The sequence below is a fragment of the Natrinema versiforme genome (assembly GCF_005576615.1).
GTDB classification, from domain to species: Archaea; Halobacteriota; Halobacteria; order Halobacteriales; family Natrialbaceae; genus Natrinema; species Natrinema versiforme_A.
The window spans coordinates 1,664,311-1,684,378 of sequence record NZ_CP040330.1; the positions used below are offsets into that span (position 1 = coordinate 1,664,311).

At 62.8% G+C, this 20,068-nt stretch carries 21 protein-coding genes and 1 tRNA gene; 12 read left to right on the forward strand and 10 right to left on the reverse strand.

Going from position 1 to position 20,068, the window contains the following annotated elements; all coding sequences use genetic code 11:
* Nucleotides 1–17 precede the first annotated feature (17 nt).
* Nucleotides 18–290, reverse strand: coding sequence for a DUF7513 family protein (locus FEJ81_RS08075; protein WP_138244808.1), 273 nt, complete (start codon nucleotides 288–290; stop codon nucleotides 18–20).
* On the reverse strand, nucleotides 287–1,858 hold the full coding sequence (locus FEJ81_RS08080) for a Na+/H+ antiporter NhaC family protein (RefSeq protein ID WP_138244809.1): 1,572 nt from the start codon (nucleotides 1,856–1,858) through the stop codon (nucleotides 287–289). The genes FEJ81_RS08075 and FEJ81_RS08080 overlap by 4 nt, the downstream gene beginning before the upstream one ends.
* A 251-nt stretch (nucleotides 1,859–2,109) precedes the next feature.
* Here FEJ81_RS08080 and FEJ81_RS08085 point away from each other — a divergent pair, with 251 nt between their 5' ends.
* From FEJ81_RS08085 to hmgB, 3 genes are all read left to right on the forward strand, one after another.
* Complete coding sequence (locus FEJ81_RS08085) at nucleotides 2,110–2,961, forward strand: TatD family hydrolase (RefSeq protein ID WP_138244810.1); 852 nt, start codon at nucleotides 2,110–2,112, stop codon at nucleotides 2,959–2,961.
* A 169-nt stretch (nucleotides 2,962–3,130) separates the two neighbouring features.
* Nucleotides 3,131–3,709: a DUF2150 family protein gene (locus FEJ81_RS08090; RefSeq protein ID WP_138244811.1), complete on the forward strand. Its 579-nt coding sequence runs from the start codon at nucleotides 3,131–3,133 to the stop codon at nucleotides 3,707–3,709.
* Nucleotides 3,710–3,934: 225 nt separating this feature from the next.
* Nucleotides 3,935–5,272, forward strand: a complete 1,338-nt coding sequence (gene hmgB, locus FEJ81_RS08095; protein ID WP_006431684.1) for a hydroxymethylglutaryl-CoA synthase — start codon at nucleotides 3,935–3,937, stop codon at nucleotides 5,270–5,272.
* A 317-nt stretch (nucleotides 5,273–5,589) separates the two neighbouring features.
* On the opposite strand, the gene FEJ81_RS08100 is transcribed toward hmgB, so the two are convergent.
* Nucleotides 5,590–6,036 (reverse strand): DUF5518 domain-containing protein, encoded by a 447-nt coding sequence (locus tag FEJ81_RS08100; protein ID WP_138244812.1) that lies wholly within the window; start codon nucleotides 6,034–6,036, stop codon nucleotides 5,590–5,592.
* A 202-nt stretch (nucleotides 6,037–6,238) separates the two neighbouring features.
* On the opposite strand from FEJ81_RS08100, the gene FEJ81_RS08105 reads away from it, so the two are divergent.
* A complete protein-coding gene (locus tag FEJ81_RS08105) occupies nucleotides 6,239–7,396 on the forward strand; it encodes an AI-2E family transporter (RefSeq protein ID WP_138244813.1) in 1,158 nt (385 codons plus the stop codon).
* Nucleotides 7,397–7,413: 17 nt separating this feature from the next.
* Here FEJ81_RS08105 and FEJ81_RS08110 read toward each other — a convergent pair whose 3' ends face one another.
* On the reverse strand, nucleotides 7,414–8,130 hold the full coding sequence (locus FEJ81_RS08110; RefSeq protein WP_175416377.1) for a DUF2270 domain-containing protein: 717 nt from the start codon (nucleotides 8,128–8,130) through the stop codon (nucleotides 7,414–7,416).
* Nucleotides 8,131–8,168: 38 nt separating this feature from the next.
* On the opposite strand from FEJ81_RS08110, the gene FEJ81_RS23120 reads away from it, so the two are divergent.
* From FEJ81_RS23120 to gcvPB, 3 genes are read left to right on the forward strand one after another with little or no spacing between them, the layout of a single operon-like run.
* The gene (locus tag FEJ81_RS23120) at nucleotides 8,169–8,342 is read left to right on the forward strand and encodes a hypothetical protein (protein ID WP_175416378.1); all 174 of its coding nucleotides are present in this window, start codon (nucleotides 8,169–8,171) and stop codon (nucleotides 8,340–8,342) included.
* Nucleotides 8,343–8,344: 2 nt separating this feature from the next.
* Nucleotides 8,345–9,682 carry an aminomethyl-transferring glycine dehydrogenase subunit GcvPA gene (gene gcvPA, locus FEJ81_RS08115; RefSeq protein WP_138244815.1) on the forward strand — a complete coding sequence of 446 codons (1,338 nt, stop codon included), beginning with the start codon at nucleotides 8,345–8,347 and terminating at the stop codon, nucleotides 9,680–9,682.
* The gene (gene gcvPB, locus FEJ81_RS08120) at nucleotides 9,679–11,193 is read left to right on the forward strand and encodes an aminomethyl-transferring glycine dehydrogenase subunit GcvPB (RefSeq protein ID WP_138244816.1); all 1,515 of its coding nucleotides are present in this window, start codon (nucleotides 9,679–9,681) and stop codon (nucleotides 11,191–11,193) included. The genes gcvPA and gcvPB overlap by 4 nt, the downstream gene beginning before the upstream one ends.
* 160 nt (nucleotides 11,194–11,353) lie before the next feature.
* Here gcvPB and FEJ81_RS23125 read toward each other — a convergent pair whose 3' ends face one another.
* Entirely contained in the window at nucleotides 11,354–11,530 is a 177-nt protein-coding gene (locus tag FEJ81_RS23125) for a DUF7838 family putative zinc beta-ribbon protein (RefSeq protein ID WP_175416379.1), read from the reverse strand.
* A 124-nt stretch (nucleotides 11,531–11,654) separates the two neighbouring features.
* Between FEJ81_RS23125 and FEJ81_RS08125 the strand changes: the two genes are divergently transcribed.
* Nucleotides 11,655–12,188, forward strand: coding sequence for a cob(I)yrinic acid a,c-diamide adenosyltransferase (locus tag FEJ81_RS08125; RefSeq protein ID WP_138244817.1), 534 nt, complete (start codon nucleotides 11,655–11,657; stop codon nucleotides 12,186–12,188).
* Nucleotides 12,189–12,258: 70 nt separating this feature from the next.
* Here the strand turns inward: FEJ81_RS08125 and FEJ81_RS08130 are convergent, their stop codons facing one another.
* Both FEJ81_RS08130 and FEJ81_RS08135 read right to left on the reverse strand, forming a co-directional pair.
* A complete protein-coding gene (locus FEJ81_RS08130) occupies nucleotides 12,259–12,453 on the reverse strand; it encodes a hypothetical protein (RefSeq protein ID WP_138244818.1) in 195 nt (64 codons plus the stop codon).
* A gap of 106 nt (nucleotides 12,454–12,559) precedes the next feature.
* Complete coding sequence (locus FEJ81_RS08135; RefSeq protein ID WP_138244819.1) at nucleotides 12,560–14,326, reverse strand: adenine deaminase C-terminal domain-containing protein; 1,767 nt, start codon at nucleotides 14,324–14,326, stop codon at nucleotides 12,560–12,562.
* A 148-nt stretch (nucleotides 14,327–14,474) separates the two neighbouring features.
* Between FEJ81_RS08135 and FEJ81_RS08140 the strand changes: the two genes are divergently transcribed.
* Both FEJ81_RS08140 and FEJ81_RS08145 read left to right on the forward strand, forming a co-directional pair.
* Entirely contained in the window at nucleotides 14,475–14,753 is a 279-nt protein-coding gene (locus FEJ81_RS08140; protein WP_138246738.1) for a DUF7553 family protein, read from the forward strand.
* 40 nt (nucleotides 14,754–14,793) lie between these two features.
* Nucleotides 14,794–14,868 (forward strand) — tRNA-Val (locus FEJ81_RS08145).
* 531 nt (nucleotides 14,869–15,399) lie between these two features.
* Here FEJ81_RS08145 and lpdA read toward each other — a convergent pair.
* Both lpdA and FEJ81_RS08160 read right to left on the reverse strand, forming a co-directional pair.
* The gene (gene lpdA / locus FEJ81_RS08155; RefSeq protein WP_138244821.1) at nucleotides 15,400–16,785 is read right to left on the reverse strand and encodes a dihydrolipoyl dehydrogenase; all 1,386 of its coding nucleotides are present in this window, start codon (nucleotides 16,783–16,785) and stop codon (nucleotides 15,400–15,402) included.
* Between the two features lie 128 nt (nucleotides 16,786–16,913).
* Nucleotides 16,914–17,921: a tyrosine-type recombinase/integrase gene (locus tag FEJ81_RS08160; RefSeq protein WP_138244822.1), complete on the reverse strand. Its 1,008-nt coding sequence runs from the start codon at nucleotides 17,919–17,921 to the stop codon at nucleotides 16,914–16,916.
* A 362-nt stretch (nucleotides 17,922–18,283) separates the two neighbouring features.
* Between FEJ81_RS08160 and FEJ81_RS08165 the strand changes: the two genes are divergently transcribed.
* A complete protein-coding gene (locus FEJ81_RS08165; RefSeq protein ID WP_202979394.1) occupies nucleotides 18,284–18,757 on the forward strand; it encodes an Lrp/AsnC family transcriptional regulator in 474 nt (157 codons plus the stop codon).
* Nucleotides 18,758–19,322: 565 nt separating this feature from the next.
* Nucleotides 19,323–19,463, forward strand: a complete 141-nt coding sequence (locus FEJ81_RS23130) for a hypothetical protein (protein ID WP_175416380.1) — start codon at nucleotides 19,323–19,325, stop codon at nucleotides 19,461–19,463.
* Nucleotides 19,464–19,535: 72 nt separating this feature from the next.
* Here FEJ81_RS23130 and FEJ81_RS08175 read toward each other — a convergent pair whose 3' ends face one another.
* On the reverse strand, nucleotides 19,536–19,955 hold the full coding sequence (locus tag FEJ81_RS08175) for a hypothetical protein (protein ID WP_138244825.1): 420 nt from the start codon (nucleotides 19,953–19,955) through the stop codon (nucleotides 19,536–19,538).
* Nucleotides 19,956–20,068 lie beyond the last annotated feature (113 nt).

Here is a 20,068-nt window from a genome sequence, read left to right on the forward strand (position 1 = left end):
GCGGATGCCGCGGTGAGCTACGCGTCGTAGGAGCTTTCGCCGACGACCTCGACGAACTCGCCGCGACCGCTCGCGGCCGCCTCGTCGAACTCCGTGATGCGGACCCGCACCTGCTTCTCGACGCAGTCCGGCCCGGCACCCTCGATGACCAGTTCGGTGTCGCCGATGTACGCGCGGCCCGACGTGCCGTTCGACTCCGCGATGAAGACGTCAACTTCGCTGCCTTGCTTGAAGGCGGGCCGCGACGTGCGGAACCGCCAGCCTTTGAAGTACTTTCCGAGGAGGCTCATACGCGAGCCACCTCCTCGGTCTCGCGGTCAGTCACGTACTCGCGGCCGAAGCCGGTCAGCGCGGCGACGATGAAGACGGCGACCAACAGCCACCCCTGAAAGACGTACGGGACGACGTCGATCGGCGTGACGACCATCGACTCGGTAAACCACTCGTAGTCGCCGGGCAGTTGCTGCATCGCCCCGTAGGCGGCGAGGACGCCGCCCGACCACGGGAAGATGTAGCCCATGGCGGCGGTCTGCCCGTCCAAGATGTTCGCCCGGCGGTAGCCGTTCAGGTTGAACCGCTCGCCGATCTTCGAGATGTAGGGGCCGATCGCGACCTCTGCAGCGGTGTTGATCGTGATGATCGCGTTGATCAGTGCCGCGGTGCCGACCATCGTGAGTTCGGCGTTCCGGACGTTCGTCGCGAGGTTTTCGATGGACCACTCGAGGAGCACCTCGAAGGCACCGCCGCGGATCATGATCTGGGCCGCGCCGATGATCAGCAAGACGAGGATCGAGAGTTCGAGGAATCCCGCCACGCCGTCCATTAGGCTCCCGCCGACGCCGACCGCGTTGGCGTCCTCGACGATCGTGAGGATCGGCAGGGACTCGAGCGGCTGGGCCAGCGGCGCGTCCTCGGGCGCGTTGAACATGACGATATCACTGAGGCCCGCCAGACCGAAGACGAGGTTGAAGGCGATCGCGATGACGATCCCCCACGAGATCGCCTCGACGATGTGGCGGCCGGCGACGGCTGCGCCGATCACGGCGAGCATCGAGATCACGTGGACGAGGCCGAGGGCCTCGCTGCTATCGAGGAAGATCTCTTGGGCCTCCGCACCGATCTCGAGGCCACCCATCATCCCGCCGGCGACGACGTAGCCGACGAAGGCGATGACGGCGGCGACGATGATGTACTTGAACCGCGAGGCGACGACGCCGCCGATGTCGGCGTCCTGCGTGACGGCGCTGACGATCGTCGTGTCGCTGACGGGCGCGAGGTTGTCGCCGAAGATCGCCCCCGAGAGGATCGCGCCGAACAGCAAGACGGGGTTCGCGCCGAGTAAGACCCCCGCCGGGAAGAACAGGCCGACGAAGGCGACGCTCGAGCCGTAGCCCGTCCCGATTCCGGTCGTGAAGACGGCGGCGAGGACGAACGTGATCGCCGGGAACAACGCCGCGCCGACGCCGGCGGCGTCGGCCAGCCAGACCAGCCCGCCGACGAAGCCGCCGTCTTGCAGGAGCTGGGCGAACATGCCGGCCCAGATCCACGCCACGATCGCCGTCACCGCGACGGGCTGGGTCATCCCCTCGAAGATCGTGTTGGCGTAGGTCTGCCAGTTCCCCCGAACGAAGAACATCCCGACGATCAATCCGACCAGGATGCCGACGATGAGGCCGCCGGTATCCTCGATTCGCCAGAGTGCGGTCTGAACGATGGCCCAGAGGATGAAGAACACGATCGGAAGCGCACTCATCCCGCGGCCGCCGTAGAACTCGACTTTCGGACCGCCCTCTGTTTCGCCGCTGATGAACTGGTCGGCCGGCCCCTCGTCGGACGGTGGCTCTCCGTCCACACTCATAGTCGATCACTCATACTGTAACACATTCTCACTATCTGGATGGGTCATAATAACTATTGTTGACAGATTTGTCCAATTCGATAGTCGATCGGTATCAATCCTTTACTCAGTAGGGCCGAAGGTTGTGATTTACCTATCGAATTCCGATCGGATCTCGACCGATCGCCGATCGGTTTCTCCGTCCGCTCGCGCCCACCGCTCCCCGCGCCGAAGTCGGTGACCTTTCCAGCGCGGGCCGCCCAGTAACGGCTATGACCGACGAGACGCCGATCCTGGACGACCACCTCCACCTCGATCCGGACAACCACCGCGGGATCGACGCCGTTCGGGACTTCGCTCGGCTGGACGGCACCCACCTGCTCGTGGTGAACAAACCCTCCTGGCACCTCGGCGTCGAGGCCGAGACCGGCGAGGACTTCCGCGTGGTCTTCGAACGAACCATCGAAATCGTCGCCGACGCCTCGAGCGAACTCGAGGGCCGTGCGTGGCCCGTCCTCGGCGTCCACCCGGGCCTGATCTCGCGGCTGGTCGACGACCGCGACTTCGCGCCCGAGGCGGCTCGCGACCTCATGCAGGCCGGGATCGACGTCGCCGCCGAATACGTCGACGCAGGGGAGGCGCTGGCGCTGAAATCCGGCCGGCCGCACTACGAGGTCGACGACGCGGTCTGGGACGCCTCGAACGCGGTCATGCGCCGGGCGTTCGAACGCGGGGCCGACCTCGAGTGTGCCGTCCAGTTACACGCCGAAGCCAGCGAGGACATGACCGAGGTCGCGGCGTGGGCCACGGAGGTCGGGATGGAGCCCCATCGGGTCGTCAAACACTACGCGAGCGGCCGCCTCGAGGGACCGACGCCGAGCGTCATGTGCGAGAAAGACCGCTTAGAGACCGCGGCCGAGCGCGGCGAGCCGTTCCTGATGGAGACCGACTACATCGACGACCCCGACCGGCCGGGGGCGGTACTCGGCCCCAAGACGGTTCCCCGGCGGGTCCGATGGCTCCTCGAGAACGGCTACGACGAGGCGGTCCGGAACGCCCACGTCGAGACGCCGAAGCGAGTGTACGGGATCGATACCGAGGCGACCCTCGACCGAACGGAGTAATCACTGATTACGTTCACTCGAGTGCGGACAGCAACGACGCTAAAGTGTACAGGAGGGGAGGTAGAGTGGCTGTAAGGCCCACTAAGCGATTCTTCCACCTCGGTTAAACAGTCACTCGAACCGTCCGGTGTAGAGAAAGGCATTTCAAGCGGCCGGTGTAGGTGTCTGTATGAGCAATCCCCCGACCGAGTTCTACTCGGAGGAACGCTGGCAGAACTGGATCGATCGCATCAAAGACGAAGACATCGATCCGGAGGACGAAGACTCGGCTCGACTCCTGCTCAACCTGCAGGACGACACGGCGATCGCGATCGCCAAGATCGTCGCCGCCTACGACGACGGGGAACTCGGCGAGGAGGAAACGCTCGAGGAGATCAACGACGTTCGCGAGATCGTCCTGAGCGAGGTCGACATCGAGGACGAGGAGAAACTGATCCTCGTCGACGGCGTCCAGACGAGTCTGGTCTGTGTCTTCTTCGCGGCCGAGGAGTACGTCGCCAACGGCCCGGCCGAAGAGGGCACCGTCGGCGACTACCTCAGCGCGGCGGCCGACGCCGAAGCCGAGGAAGACCTAGACGCCGCGCTCGGCTACGCGGCGCAGGCGGGGACGCTCATCATCGACGAGCAGGACCTCGACATGACCGTCGCCGAGGACCTCGACTACGGCCTCGTGACGGAGTGGATCAACGGCCTCGACAGCCTCCAGAGCGCGATGAGCGACCCCGAGGTCGTCGAGGAAGACGAATAGCTGCGTTCGCGGGTCCGCGGGTTCGCGTATTCTCGACGCACAGTACTTAGCAACCGGATAGCCGCGGGTCGGTCTCCCCGACTCGAGACGGGTCTCACGGCCTTCGCGGGACCGGCGAAGCGTCGCGTCACGGCTTCGTCGACTCGAGCGGCGGCCGGTTTTTCATCGACGACCGTCGAAACACCGAACGACAATACCTTGTATCGTCACCTATATTGACCAGACATGACTGCAGTCGGTATCGACGCCGTCGAAATTTGGACCGGGAACCTCAAACTCGACCTCCCCGGCACGTTCGCCCCGGAGAAGGGCGAAGACCCGGAAAAGTACACGAAGGGACTCGGCCTCAACGCCAGTTCGTTCCCCGACAGTTACGAGGACATCGTCACGATGGGGGCAAACGCCGCCCACCGATTGATGGAACGCAAAGGCCTCGAGCCCGATGATATCGGCCGTATCGACGTCGCGACCGAGAGCGCGTTCGACAACTCCAAGCCGGTTTCGACGTACGTCGCTGGCTGTCTCGAGCAGGTCTACGAGTCGGACTTCCATCACGCGAACAAGGGCGAACGGAAGTTCGCCTGTATCGCGGGGACCCAGAGCTTAGACGACGCGTACAACTGGATCCGCGCGGGCCGTAATCGCGGCCGCTCGGCGCTGGTCATCGCGACCGACACCGCGCTCTACGCCCGCGGTGACGACGGGGAGGCGACCCAGGGTGCCGGTGCCGTCGCGATGCTCATCAGCGAGGACCCGAATCTGGTCGAACTCTCCGCCGAACAGGGCTACGGCTCGGCCGACGAAACGGACTTCCTCAAGCCCAACCAGCAGTTCCCGAGCGTCGACGGTAAACGCTCCGTGCAGGTCTACCTCGCCCGGATGCGCGAAGCCCTCGAGGACTACGAGAGCGTCGCGGGCGAGGTCCATCCCGACGACCTCGTCTTCGCCCCGTTCCACACGCCGTTCCCGGGCATGGTCCGGAAGGCCGCCCTGCTCGCGTACCGCCACATCACCCGCAACACGGAGTTCGAGGACGAACTGGCGGAAGAGATCGGTCGCCAACCCCGTCCCGAGGCGTTCGACTCGGACGAGGAGTACCGCGACGCCCTCCGGGAGTACATGGACCTCCTCAAGGACACCGAGCAGTACGCCGAGTGGTACGACACGACGATCGATCCGACGCTGACGATCGCCCGCGAGGTCGGCAACTGGTACACCGGCTCCGTCCACGTCGCCCGCGCGAGCGCGCTCAAACACGCCCTCGAGCAGGACCGCGAGATGACCGGCGAGCAACTGCTCGTCGGCTCCTACGGCAGCGGCGCGCAGGCAGAGATCCACTCCGAGACGGTTCGGGAGGGCTGGGCCGAGGAGATCGAGGCGCTGAACGTCGACGAACAGCTCGCCGAACGCTACGAGATGTCGTGGGACGACTACGAGGAGATCCACGACGCCCACAACCACGAGATGGACGTCGACGTCGAGGAGTTCACGACGCCGAGCGAGGAGTTCGTCTTCGACGGCTGGGGCCGCATGGGCGAGCGGAAGTACCGGTATGTCGAGTAGCGGTCAGAGCGGTTTTTAGCGTAGCTTTTTGCGAGCGAGCCCTTGCGCGAGCGAGGAAAAAGGTACGTCGGCATGGGCGAGCGGAAGTACCGGTACGTCGAGTAGGCCGCGTTTTCAATAGTAAACGAGTCCCGCTGTGTCTTGTCACGTTCACTCTTCAGAAGCGAAGTGTTAGTCAGACTCCCTCGAGATCGATATTCTACGTCTCTGTCGGAAGAAAGGCCGCGAGTGCGACTCTTGATTGCGTTCGCGAGTCTCTTGAAACGTAGACGAGAATCGTTTTCCAATTTCGGCAATACTCACTGTGTGCTGCGGAATTACTGAAGAGTGAGATTCGTCGTTCGACCGAAGTTATTCCAGATCCAATTCCCGAGCATTCCACCGATACTACCGATTATCCCATATATCACTATATATGCTAAAATAACCAGTGAAACACCAATAGGTGTGAATATCGTCACAAAGAGTGGTGGAGAACTGAACCAAATCTGTGATGTTGAGAATAGAAATTGCAGACCGCCATATGCGAGAGAAAGTCCACCCACTACTCCAGCCCGCCATCCAATACGAGTACTGGAGACTGGGTTCTTCACAGCCCACAACCCGGCAACAAATCCAGCGAGAAACGGCGGCACAACACTATAAAACTCGATATCCATATGTTGTATTGCTATTACAAACGGCATTGATGAAAGGCCTGAAATTATTGGATATCTCCATGTTCCATCGGACCACAGTTCGTCAATTCTGTCATCCAGGCCCATACGATCTTGTTCACGGTACATCCATTTTAATTATTTGTCTCAGTTATTGTGGGTATACTACATAGGTTGCCTCCACATTCGGAGTTAGTATGACGATGACGAGATCTGCGTACGTGCGTGGGTTCGCTGGAGGCCGTGGTCCTTGAGTAGTGGGACCACTCGTATCAGTGGACTAATGGATATTGCGGTCACATGTCTGAGTATGGCAGATCGTCCCGATCCGCCGGCATGGGCCGTCGAGCAACCCGCGCTGACCGCGCTCGCGGTGGTCGGTGCCGGGCTCGGGATTCTCGTTCTCCTGCCGTACCTGCAGTACGTCCTCTTCGGCGGGGTCCTCGCGTACATCCTGTTACCCCTCCAGTCCCGGCTCGAGAAGCACGTCCGGCCGATGGTCGCCGCGACCATCTCGGTCATCACCGCGGTGCTCGTCATCCTGATTCCGCTGGTGTATCTCCTCAACGTCGCCCTCCGACAGACGACACAGCTCGTGGACGCGATCCGGACGGAGAACATCGACCTCGAGATGATCGAATCGGAACTCGCCGACAACGGGTATCCGGTCGATCTCGCGGGGCTGTACGACTCCTATCAGGACGCGATTTCGACCGCCGTGGAGGGACTCGCGAACAGCGTGCTCGATATCGTCGGCGGGCTCCCGAGCGTCGCGATCGGGCTGACCATCACGCTGTTCGTTTGCTTCGCGCTGTTGCGGGACGGCGAGGACCTGCTCGAGTGGCTGTACCGCGTCGTCCCGATCGACGACGAGATCCAGCGGGAGCTGTTCGCGGAACTGGATGGACTCATGGAAGCCTCGGTCATCAGCAACGTCCTCGTCGCGGCGATTCAGGCGGTGTTGCTTGGGGCGGGACTCATCGTGCTCGGAATCCCCGCCGTGGTGTTGCTCACCCTCCTGACCTTCGTGCTCACGCTGCTCCCGCTGGTCGGCTCTTTCGGCGTCTGGCTCCCGGTGTCGATCTATCTGGTCGCGGTCGGCCGCCCCGTCGCCGCGGGCGCGCTCGCGGTCTACGGCGTGCTCGTCATGCTCTCGGATACCTATCTCCGCCCCGCGCTCATCGGCCACACGAGCGCCTTCAACTCCACGATCGCCGTCATCGGCATCTTCGGCGGGCTCATCACCTTCGGCGCGGTGGGGCTGTTCATCGGACCCGTCGTCCTCGGCGGCGCGAAAGTCGCGCTCGATCTCTTCGCTCGAGAGCGCGCCGGCGGACCGGGAACCGAAACCGCGCTCGAGGGTTCGAGCTCCGGTACCGGTGCTCCGGATGCGACGGGGCGCACGGAGTCGGCGGCCGACGCGGGATCCGCCGCCGAGAGCGACATCGACCCCGAGTCGGACTCCTGATCGCTCGGCCAAAGCGCTCACTCGTTTTTCCAGTCACCCGGCTCGACCCCGTGGATTTCGCCTTTCGCCTCCCGTCCGCCCGGCCACAGTCCGATCGCGATCACACCGGCGAAGAAGAGCCCGAGAATGACCGCCACGAGCGCGCCGTGGAGCCCCGGCAGTTCGGCGGCTTCGGTCCACTGTTGTTCCGGGGTAAACATCGTGACTTTGAACGTCCAGCCGACCCCGGCAACCGCGAAGAGGAGTCCGTAAACTCGGCGGATTCGCCTCGAGAGCGCCTCTCGAGTCGAGACCTTGAACGTGGGATTTCGCAGATCGTCGCTCAGTTCCTCGCGCCACGCCGGGTGTTCGACGCCGACGGGTTCCAAGGCGTTCGCGAACACGTTCTCCTGGACGAACCGGACGCGGGCGCGCCAGTGGTCGTAAAACCGGTAGCGTCGCACCTCGTAGAACAGGAAAATCGAGAGGACGAAGATCCCGATCAGGAGCAGGAAGGCGGGCATGTTCCGGCTCGAGAAGACGAGCGAGAGCACGGCGGCGAGCAGCGTGATCGCCCAGTCGGTCGTGCGATCGATCCGGTCCTGTGCGCTGTTGGCCTGACTGACCTCGCCGCGGTAGAAGTGCGGGAGGACGCCGAGCAGGGCGTCGTCGTCTCCCGCGACCGTCGCGCCGATCTCCTGATCGTCTCGATCGAGCGGGCCGTCCTCGTCTGTGTCGGAAGTATCGTCGACCATGCCACCCCTCGACATCGGGACCGTGTATAGTGATCCGTGTGGCGACTGCAGGGACCGACGCGCTCGAGCGCCAGTCGACCGCGGTCGATACCGCCGAAACGGGTGCGTTCATTACCCCGTGCCCGCTAGAGGACAGTATCGTGTCTCGGATCGAACGCTGCGATCGGCGCGGGTGGGGCGCGAACGGCTCGATCGCTCGAGACCACTGCTAGTCATGCACGGATCACACGCCACGGGGAGTCCGTACGCTCCCCACACGGAGGAGGACCGCACGGCGATGCTCGAGGCGGTCGGCGCGGACACTGTCGAGGACCTCTTCGACATTCCCGCCGACGTCCGGTTCGAGGGTAGCTTCGACATCGACGCGCGAACGGAGCGGGAGACGCGGCGGCTGGTTCGCTCGGTGCTGGGTCGCAACGACGACCTGACCGAACTGCTCGGGCGCGGCCACTACGGCTACTACGTCCCGTCGCTGGTCGACCACCTCGCGGACCGCTCGGAATTTCTCACGTCCTACACGCAGTACCAGCCCGAGATCTCGCAGGGGTTCCTGCAGGCCCTGTTCGAGTACCAGTCGCTGCTGGTCGAACTGACGGGTCTCGCGGTCGCGAACTGCTCGATGTACGACGCGGCGACGGCGCTCGGCGAGGCCGCCACGCTGGCCGACCGCGTCCGCGACACCACGGGCCACCGCGTGCTCGTCCCCGAACGCCTGCGCGAGGAACGGCGGAGCACCCTCGAGAACTACGTCGCCGGCACCGACCTCGCGGTCGAGACCTACCCGGTCGACGACGGGAACGTCGATCTTGGGGCACTCGAGGCGTCCGTCGACGAGGAGGTCGTCATGCTCTACGCCGAGAACCCCACGGTACGGGGGACAATCGAGGAGCACCTCGAGGCGGTCGGCGACCTCGCGGCGGCCAACGACACGCTCTTCGTCCTCGGTTCGGACCCGATCGCGCTCTCCGTACTGCAGCGCCCCGTCGACGTGGGCGCGGATGTCGTCGTCGGCGATGCGAGCGTGCTCGGGCTCCCGACGAGCTACGGGATGGGACTGGGCCTGTTCGCGACGCGGGAGGACTACCTCCGGCAGGTCCCCGGCCGGCTGGTCGGGGCGAGCGAGGACGCGACCGACCGCCGGGCGTTCACGCTCACGCTGCAGACCCGCGAACAGCACATCCGCCGGGAACGCGCGACGAGTAACATCTGTACGAATCAGGCGTGGGTCGCGCTCCGGACCGCGATGCACGCCGCCGTCCTCGGCCCGAGCGGCATGGTCGACCTCGCGGAGCGCGACGTGCGGCGAGCGCGGGACCTCGCAGCCCGCCTCGACGACATCGTCGGCGTGAAAGCACCGGTCCACGACCGCCACCACCTCCGGGAGTTCGTCGCCCGCGTCGACCAGCCCGCGACGGCCGTCGCCGAGGACCTCGAGCGACGCGGCTTCGCGGTCCACGTCGTCGGGGACCACGAGATTCAAGTCTGCGTCGCCGGCGTGTCCGACGACCGAATCGATCGGTTCGCCGAGGCCGTCGAGGAGGTGGCGCGATGAGCGACGACCGACCCGCCGGCGAGGCGAATTCGCGCTACGACCAAGCCCGGTACATCGAGAACGGCGAGTACGAACCGCTGCTCTCGGAGAAGGATCTGACGCGAGTCGAAATCGACGGTGGTGTGGGTGACGGTGGCGACGAGAGCGATGGCGACGGCGACGACTCCCCGCTCCCCGACGACCTCACCCGGGACACCCTCGAGTTACCGGAACTCTCCGAACCCGAACTGGCCCGCCACTACACGCGGCTCTCTCAGATGATCTACGGGATCGACAGCGGGCCCTACCCGCTGGGCTCGTGTACGATGAAGTACAACCCGAAGTTCACCGAGGACGTGGCCGCGCTGCCCTCGGCTGCCGTCCACCCCGACCGGTCCGAGGGATCCGTTCAGGGCACCCTCGAACTTCTTTATCGGCTGCAGGACTATCTAGGCCGGATTGGCGGGATGGACGCGGTGACGCTCCAGCCACCTGCGGGTGCGGCCGGCGAATTCGTCGGCATCCGCGTCGCCGCGGCCTACCACGAGCACAACGGCGAGGGCCACCGCGACGAGGTCATCGTCCCCGAGAGCGCCCACGGGACCAACTTCGCCAGCGCCGCGCTGGGCGGCTACGACGTGGTTTCCCTGCCCAGCGACGACGAGGGGCGGGTCGATCTCGAGGCGCTCGAGGCCGCCCTGAGCGAGGACACGGCCGCACTGATGCTGACCAATCCGAACACGCTCGGCCTGTTCGAGCGTGACATCGAGGAGATCGCCGAGATGGTCCACGACGTGGGCGGGCTGCTCTACTACGACGGCGCGAACCTGAACGCCCTGCTCGGCCGCGCTCGGCCGGGCGACATGGGCTTCGACGTGATGCACTACAACGTCCACAAGACCTTCGCGACGCCCCACGGCGGCGGCGGACCGGGCGCGGGTCCGGTCGGCGTCGTCGACGACCTCGCCCCGTTCCTGCCCGCGCCTCGAGTCAGGGAGCGCGGCGAGGAATCGACATCCGGCGATTCGATATACGAACGCTTCGAGCCCGAGCACACCATCGGCAAGGTCCACGGGTTCGACGGCAACTGGCTGGTGCTCGTCAAGGCATTCGCCTACATCGCGCGCCTCGGCGACGAGGGGCTGTCGGACGCGAGCGCCTCCGCGGTGCTCAACGCGAACTACCTCGCCGAGCAGGTCGAGTACGACGTACCGTACGGACCGTTCCACCACGAGTTCGTCGCCAGCGCCGGCGAACAGGACGCAGCCGACGTGGCCAAACGGATGCTCGACTACGGCGTCCACCCGCCGACGACCAAGTGGCCCGAGATCGTCCCCGAGGCCCTGATGACCGAGCCGACCGAGGTCGAGAGCAAGGACACGCTCGATCGGCTCGCCGCCGCGTTCAACGCCGTCGCCGGCGAGGACGATGTGGCACTCGAGGACGCGCCCGAACGGACCACCGCACGCCGGATCGACCAGACGAGCGCCGCGCGGACCCCGCGGCTCTCGTGGCAAGCGCTCTCGGAATAAGCGGTCGTCTCCTGCCTTGGATCCTCGATCGCGACAGAGCCGCTGAGAAGCAGTGCTCTAGTCGATCTCCGCTCCTCGAGTTCCGGCGAGAACGCTGGGTAGGCGACTCGGACGCGGAGTCGTCTCCGGGAGTAACGTGAAAATCGAGGAAACCGACGGTTTACGCCGTACTCGAGTCGACGGCGGTGCCGTTGTCGCCGATGCGGACGAAGCCGTAGTCACAGTCCGGGCAGTGCCATTTGACCTTCTCGCCGAGGTGAAGTGTCGTACTGGCGGCGCGGTAGAACATCTTCTCGCCCCCGCAGTTCGGACACTCGTGTTCGAGTTCCAGAGCCATACCCGACGGTAGTGAGCGAAGCGAGTTTAACGTACTGATTCCTCGGGCCGACTCGAGACCGCCGGAACGCCGCTGGGGCTCGAGTGACAGGGAAGTTAAGTGGAATCCCGCCGTCGGTTCGGCCATGTCGATTTACACCGGCCGCGGCGACGACGGGGAGACGGATCTCCGGGATATGACCCGCGTTTCGAAGTCGAGTGCCCGAATCGAGGCCTACGGGACCGTCGACGAACTCAACGCCCTGCTCGGCACGGTTCGGCCGACCGGTCACGACGATATCGACGACCGCCTGTCCGAAATTCAGAACCACCTCCACGTCGTGCAGGCGGACTTCGCGAACCCCGATCCCGACGAGGACGACCCCGCAATCGACGCCGACCACGTCGAGACCGTCGAGGACTGGATCGACGAGTACGACGAGGAACTCGAGCCCCTGACCTCGTTCATCCTGCCGACCGGCAGCGACGACGGGGCGGCCTTACACCACGCTCGCACCGTCTGTCGGCGCGCCGAGCGACGGGCGGTCGCGCTGGCGACGGACGAACAGATCAACGAGGACGCGGTCCAGTACCTCAATCGCCTCTCCGACGGGCTGTTCACGTTCGCCCGCGTCGTCAACGCCCGCGACGGCGAACCGGAGGAAGCGCCCGACTACTAGCCCTCGAGTCTCGGAATCGAACGCCGGATCGTCCCTTCAGCGCGTCGGAACCGAGCGAACGGCGGAGAGGCTACGCGGTCTCGAGCGACGGCGGCAACTCGACCGCGACGAGTTCGTGTCCCGTCGCTCGCCGGTGGTCGGCTCCGATACGGGTCGCCTCCTCGCGGCCGTCGGCCGCCCGCTCGTACGAACAGCCGTCGCAGTCCACGAGGAACCGCTTCGTTGCTTCGCGAGCGGGGGCCGCGGCCGTCTCTTTCGTTGCCATACTCCTCTAGTCGGCGACCGACTGCTTGAACCGTCCGCCAAAAGGCGTTGGAACTCGCCCCCGATCGCCGGCCAGCGGACGCGACGGATCGACGCGACAGGGGCGCTCACTCCGACGAATTCTCCGGATTGAGGCCGACGACAGACCGTCCGAGGACGTCCGCGTAGCCCGAGGCCGTGAGTTTCAGCGCGGGAACGCCGGGGAACATGAGCGTCTGGAGCGTCAACAGCGGCCGTTCGATACCGACGCCGCTCTCTCGAAGCGCGTCCTCGAGCGCGCCGAACTTCGTTGCGAACGTTTCGGGGGAGAGTTCCGCTGCGGTCGCGGCGATCGGCATCGCGAGGTCCGTGACGACCTCGCCGTCGCGAGCGACCGCGAAGCCGCCGCCCATCGACGCGACGCGACCTGCGGCCACGACGGCGTCATCGGTGTCCGCAGCGACGGTCACCAGTCCGGTCGTTTCCCAGGTCCCGGTCGTGGCGACGGCACCCGACTCGAGGCCGTAGCCGGTGAGGAAGCCGGTAAAGCCCCGGTCCTCGGTCGCCGGGTCGCGGTCGAGCAGCGTCGCGGTGAGAACGTCGCCGTCGGGGTCGGGACCGAGCCGCTGGCCCGAGCCGTCCCCGCCGGTATCGATCCCGGCGTCGGCCGTCGTTTCGGTCGTCACGAGCCCCTGCTCGACCGCCATCGCGCGGACGGTTCTGTCAGATGCGGCCTCGAGCGGCGCGGTAAAGCGCTCGCGCTCGAGGTCGACCGAAACGGTGCCGTAGACGTAGTCGGGGTACGGGTCGGTTCTGGCCTCGACGACGGGGTCGCCGTCGGCCACGACGCGGTCGCCCTCCGAGAGGACCGTCTCGACGGTCATCGTCTCGAGGTCCTCGACGACGAGCAGGTCGGCGACGGCCCCGGGTGCGACGACGCCGCGGTCCGCGAGCCCGAAGTGGGCCGCGGTGTTTCGAGAGGCGGCGTCGATCGCGTCCGCCGGCCGGATTCCCGCGTCGATCAGCCGCCGGACGATCTCGGCCATGCCGAACCCCTCGAGCAGGTCCCCGGGCCAGACGCCGTCGGTCGAGAGCGAGACGCTCCCCGGATCGAGGTCCGGATAGGCGTCGATGAGCGCGTCGAGATCGTCACGGATCGAGCCGCAGCGGCCGACCACGTGGATGCCGTTCTCGGCGCGTTCCCGAACGCCCTCGGCCGAAATGGCCTCGTGGTCGTTGTCCACGACGGTCGCGAACGCGCGCAGCGAGTCGCCCCGACAGCCCGCTCCGTGGCCAACGATCGGGACGCCGCCGTCGCGTGCCCGTTCGTAGAGTCGCTCGAGCGGTGCGTCCCGGCCGACGACGTGGACCCAGTCGATCTCGCCGACGCCGACGACCCGCTCGCGATCGAGCAACCTCGAGAGCGCCTCGAGTTCGGCGGTGGTGCCGGTCGCCGGCTCGAACGTGTCGACGAAGGCCTGCGGTGGGAGGGTGAGATACGTCGTAATCGGGCAGTCGGCGGTCCGCTCGAGGAACGTCTCGACGCCGCGGCTGCCGAACAGCAACCCGAGCCCGGAGCTCTCGGTGACGACCGCGGTCGTGCCGGTCGCGAGCAGGTCGGGGACCGCCCGGTCGAAAATCAGCTGAATGTCCCCGTGCGTGTGGGCGTCGATCAACCCCGGGAGGACGACGCGGTCAGTCGCCGAGACGACCGTCGTTTCGGGCCCGGTGACGGAGTCGGCGTCCTCGAGAAGCGCGGCGATCCTGTCGCCGACGACGGCGACGTCGCGCTCGAGGAACTCCCGGCGGTTCGAGCAGTAGACGCGGCCGCCCTCGACGACTAGATCGGCGGTCGCCCCCTCGTGCTCGAGGGCGACCGGCTGTAACTCGTTCATGGGCGGTCATTCTCGCGCAGGATCCTATGCGAATCGGTCGCGCGAGAGCGGGTGCGGTCGCTCCAGTCCGTTCCCGTCGGCTCGATCCGATTCTGTTGCCGACGAAAGAACTATATCCTCGCTCGGCCTCTCTATGGGAGAGAATCACATGAACAAGCACTTCGACGACAGCCGTTACTACCTCTCCCGCGCCGCCGAACACGCCCGCCTCGGTCTTACCGAGTCCCTCGAGCCGCTTGCGGATCGGGTCCGAACATACCTCGGTCGGGATTCCGATCCGGAGCCCGAATCCGGCCGTTTCGACGGCGTCCGCGAAGACGTGACCGCACTCGAGGCCCGCGCCACGGCGCGGGCCCGCAGGGCGCTCGGGTCCGTTCGTGATCGGGTGACGGCGCGTCGCTTGCTCGAGGCCACCGTCGATCGGTGAAAGGAAGTCTTAAGTCGAACGCACGGGAATCACCTCGTGCGGGTTGGTGATCTAGTCCGGTTATGATACCTCCTTCACACGGAGGAAGTCGGCAGTTCGAATCTGCCCCAACCCATAAAATCTCTTACTGGTTTTGAAGGATGGCATAGCGGAGCTGTCTTGCGGTTTTCTGCTGAAAGTGGATTCAATTTCATGTAGTCAGCACCTCTTTTCGTCCGAACCCGGTGACGGGATACGGTACGCTCGAAGGACACGCTCGAGATTATACTTTCCTCTGTTTCAACCGGATAGTCTTAGACTACGTTAGCGGCTGCCGCCTTATCGAGGCTAAAGAAGTAGGATTGCTACGATAAAGTGAGTCTGTTGGGAACGGAGGTGATCAATACAGGGAGTGGACTGAACAGAGGGAAACGACTTCCTGTACTCAGCTCCTCGATTCACATATGGAGACTGCTTGTACGTATTGCGGAAGTGATGTGTACGAACACGACGCAGTATTCGTGGAGGAAGCACAGGAAGACGAGCGTGAATCAGCGGGACAGTTCTGTAACTACGCCTGTTTAGCAACGTATATCGAGGAGAACGAACTGACTGAAGGCGCGTGTTGCAGGATTGACCTCTAATAACGAGGTGCCAGTCGTTCCGCTTACGATGGCTTGTGGACGCCACTGGCGGCTGCGTTGATGACCTCGGGAAGCGTCGGATGGATGTGGATTGCGTCAGCAACGTTTTCAGCAGTTCCGCCGAGTTCCATCGCAACGACGAGTTCGTGAACGATAGCGGCTCCCTCTTCACCAACAACGTGCGCCCCGAGGATTTCTTCTGTCTCGGCGTCAGAGACGATCTTCACGAATCCCTCGGTCTCACCCAGCGCCTTCGGTTTGCCCTGTTCCTCGTAGTCAGAGCGTCCGACAGCTACCTCGTATCCTTGGTCTCTGGCCTGCTCTTCCGTTAGCCCGACACGGCCAACTTCTGGGTCGGTGAACACAGCATGGGGAATATGGTGATCATCAGTATCAACCGACTCGTCTTTGACAAGGTGCCGGTACAACATATCTGCGTCATCCCGGGCTGAGTGGGTGAACATCGGCATCCCAGTAACATCTCCGAGTGCCCAGATGGAATCCTCGGTGGTCTGGAACTGCTCGTCCACCTCGACAAATCCCTTCTCATCCGTCTCCACGCCAGTCTGTTCGAGACCGAGGGTGTCGGTGTTAGGCTGTCGTCCGGTGGCAATCATCACGTCGGACGCATCTACGGTCATCGTCTCGCCATTCCTGCTGGCCGTGGCCTCGATTTGAGAGTTATCCTGTTCGAGTCGTTCGACGCTGGTTGCGGTATGTACGTCGATGCCTTCAGACTCAAAGGCAGCCTCGATGACCTCGCTCACATCTGGCTCCTCGTCCGAGAGCAAGCGGTCGGGGCGCTGGAAGACCGTTATATCGGCCCCGAAGCGGGCGTACATCTGCGCGTATTCACAGCCAACGTAGCCACCACCGATAACCACGAGGTGTTCGGGGACTTCTGAGAGTTCCAGCGCACTCGTGCTATCCAGCGTCTCTACTTCGTCAATCCCGTCGATAGGGGGCTTTGCGGGGCGTGCCCCGGTATTGATAACGACCTTATCCGCAGTTAGCACCTGGTCACCAACTGCGACTTCCGTGGGCGACTCGAAGGTTCCGTGTCCTTCAACGAGGTTGAGGCCGTCCGTGTTCTCTACGTTATCGTAGGCCCCGGTTCGGATGCTCTCGACTACTTGTTGCTGGCGTTTTACGACTGCCTCCATGTTCGTTTCGGCGTCGCCTTTGAGGTCGATACCGAACTCTTCGGAGCGGTCGATGAGATTAGCGACTTCAGCGCTCCGAATCATCGTCTTTGTCGGGATGCATCCCCGATTCAAGCACGTCCCGCCGAGTAGGTCTTGCTCAACGAGGGCAGTATCAAGCCCCTTGTGGGTGCTCTTCATACTCACCGGGAGACCGGCCATGCCGCCACCGAGTACGAGAAGGTCATAGGTATCACTCTCAGCCATCTCAATGGGTGCTTCAACGACACTGCCAAAAGAGACTGGGGGAGTCCCCTATGGTAAGTTCGCATATGTAGTGAATGAGTGTTTCAAACTCGAAAACGGAAAATAAACTGGGGTTCAATATGGCCGGATTATCCGTTGTCCATCTCAAAGACTTCGGCACGAAGTTCTCGCTTCTCACCCTCTGTTCGTGCATCGTAGTGCTTTTCCAGAGTCTTCGTGCTGACGTTCATTCGGTCGGAGAGGAGTTCTTTGCTATGGCCCTCATTCAACCACACTGTGATGGCACTTCGACGGAGTGCATGTGGGGGCACTGACGACGGACACCGCTGAGATTGCTCCATTGTCGTCGCTTCGCAGGTCTCGAGATCTCGACCATGAGGACACTCCCCGGAGTAGTGACATGGCCGAGTCAGTGCATTGATATTCGCACGAAGATTGGAGCTGACTGGACGGCCATGTCGAGTAGTGAACAGCGGCTCACGTCCGTTCTCATCCGTCACGTCGTCTCTGTGTATCTTGATGTAATCATCCAGCACTTCACAGACCCAACCGTGGAGATTCACTTCTCGTTCGGCTTTGGTCTTGTTCTTGAGCGGCGTGCCCTTATCGGGTTGATGATGTACTTCAACGTACTCTTCATCAGGATGATAGTCACGAAGATCGAGAGTTCGAATAGTTCCAAGACGGAAGCCGGTGTCCCACAGTACGGCGAATAGAGCGTGACGGAGAGTTGCGTACTCGAACTTCCCCAAGTATGCCAGAATCTCCTCGGCGATGTCCGGCCCAATCTTATCACTTCGCGCGTCATCATCGGGATTGGGGATAACCATATTTTCCGCTATATTTGAGTCTACAACTTCCATACTCCCTAACCAGCGGACGAATACGCGGATCACAGAGAGATTGTTGGAAAGGGTAACTTCGTTGATGTCACTGTTCTCCCGGCGGTAAATCTTGAAGTCATGGATGTGAAACCCATCCAGTTCCGAAATATCATCCAGACCGGCCTTATCGGACCACTCCACGAACTGGTTTAGAGCGTATTTGTGATTACGATGGGTCGATCTCGAGACTTCGAGTTTCCGTTCTTTGAGATACCGTTCAACCGCCTTGGAGACCGTCATGCTTCGTGTCATTATTGAATGAATCACCCCGCGAAGTGGTGCGCTGGAAGCCTCAATTGAAGCGGTCGTGTGGAAGGATATGGCGTTGCGGGCCGCGAGCGGAGCGAGCGCGGCAGTTCGAATCTGCCCCAACCCACTTATTTTGCTGCGAGCAATCCGCGAGCAGCGAATTCGTCCCACTCACTTCGTTTGTGAGAACTCTCGGTGGATGTCCACCAGCGGGACGGGGAGTAAGCGAAGGAGTAGACGGCAGTATTTTCGAGGAAGGAGATCGAGGCTGTTGTGCCAATACAGGTGACGCATCCGTCGGCCGGTAGAGAGCCCCATCTATTTTCGGTATAACCCTCTTCACTGCCCCGCAGTAACCACTGAACATGGATGGCTCATCGCTCGATGATGTCGATAGAAGCATCCTCCACTATCTCCAAGACAACGCTCGCAACACCGTCACAGACATCGCTAACGAGGTCGGGGTGTCGGGAAACACCGTCAGGAATCGAATTGAAGAACTCGAGGAGAGCGGTATCATCAAAGGGTACAGCGTCGATATCGATTACAAAGAGGCTGGCCTCGATCTCCACTTCGCCTTTACGTGTACTGCCTCTATCAGTAAGCGCGAAGAGTTAGCAACGGGCATTCTCGATATTCCGGGTGTGATCGAAGTTCGGGAATTCATGACCGGGCAGGAGAACATCTACCTTGAGGCGTTAGGGACGGATGCAGGAGATATCACACGGATCGCACACGATATCGACGCGTTAGGAGCAGAGATTCACATTGAAAAGTTGATTCGAAACGATTACAGCCACTCCTTCGGGCCGTTCAGCCAACCGGACGACAAACCATGATGTGATATAGAAATATTTACACACATAATCTCGAATTTTTCAAAATAAGGGCGGCAGATGTCGGTGATTGGAATCACGGCCAGTGTATTTAATACCCATTCGAGAAATAGTGGAGTGTGAGTTCGGCGTTCGGGTCTATCAGGTGACACATGAGTAATACAGAAGAAGTACGCAGTTTAGAGGATGAATCCGTAATCGAGCGAGGGAACCAATACGATCACGCGACGTACGGTCGCGTTACGGTGACTGGAATTTGGAAGGGTGTGCATCAAGTTGACCGAGCGCGGAATACAAGCGACACCGGTGTGATCATCGTTCGATATTCAGCGGATCAGAACGAGGGAATCGATGAGGCTGATGAGCTTACGGATACGCTCGACGAGTTTCTCGCCGCTATTGAATGACGATCGCTGATCGATGTGCACGGAGACGTGGCAAATCTATTTCAGCAGTTCCGTCCGATCTCAGTACGTCACCCCCGATTTTGGCAGACTTTCAGTAGAAGCTGTTCCCCCACGAGCAAGCAGCGACGAAACTTAAGCCGTCTCGAGTGGTACGAACCCGCATGCCCTACCAGCTACAGTGTGACGGGTGCGACCTCGATCGCGAGCACGCGGATTGGGCCGACGCGAACGAGGCGGCGAGCGACCACGAGGCCGAGTATGGCGACCACTGGGTGAGTATTATCGACCTGCAGGAGGCCTGACGGTCGCTCGTTCGCTGACAGGGCCGTCAACCGAGAGTTGAGCCGCCGTCTCACCGCCGAGCCGCCGAGTTGCTACTGATCCTCGAGTCCGGTTCCGTTCTCCCGGGCGAGATACGCAGACAGGATGGCGGTGTGTACCGTTCGACTGTCCGTCTCCTGAATCGTGGCGGCCGCCTGAAAGCGTTCGCGGGCGCGGGTCACCGTCTGTGGCTCGGCGGCGAGGTGCGCGAGGACGAACGCGTCGGACGCGACCGCTCGAGCGGCCTCGAAATCCGCCTCGTCGTAGAGGTCGGCGAAGTCGGCGACGACGTCCGAGACGAGCCGATCTGTCGCGTCGGCACCGGGATCGCCCGCCGGGACCGCGTCCGTGCCGTCGAAGTAGTCGTCGTAGTCGACGACGCCGGCCGCCTCGTAGAGGTGCGACTCGAGCGCGTCGAAGACGTGCTCGGAGACGTACACGCCGAACAGCTTGTATTGATCGTCAGTCGTCATGAGTCGAACTCGCGTCTCTCGCGACCAATGGCCTCGAGTACAATAAAGCCGGACGGCGTCGACGCGCTCGAGCCGCGGAGCCGGGTCCCGATCGAACCCGACCTTGAGATCCG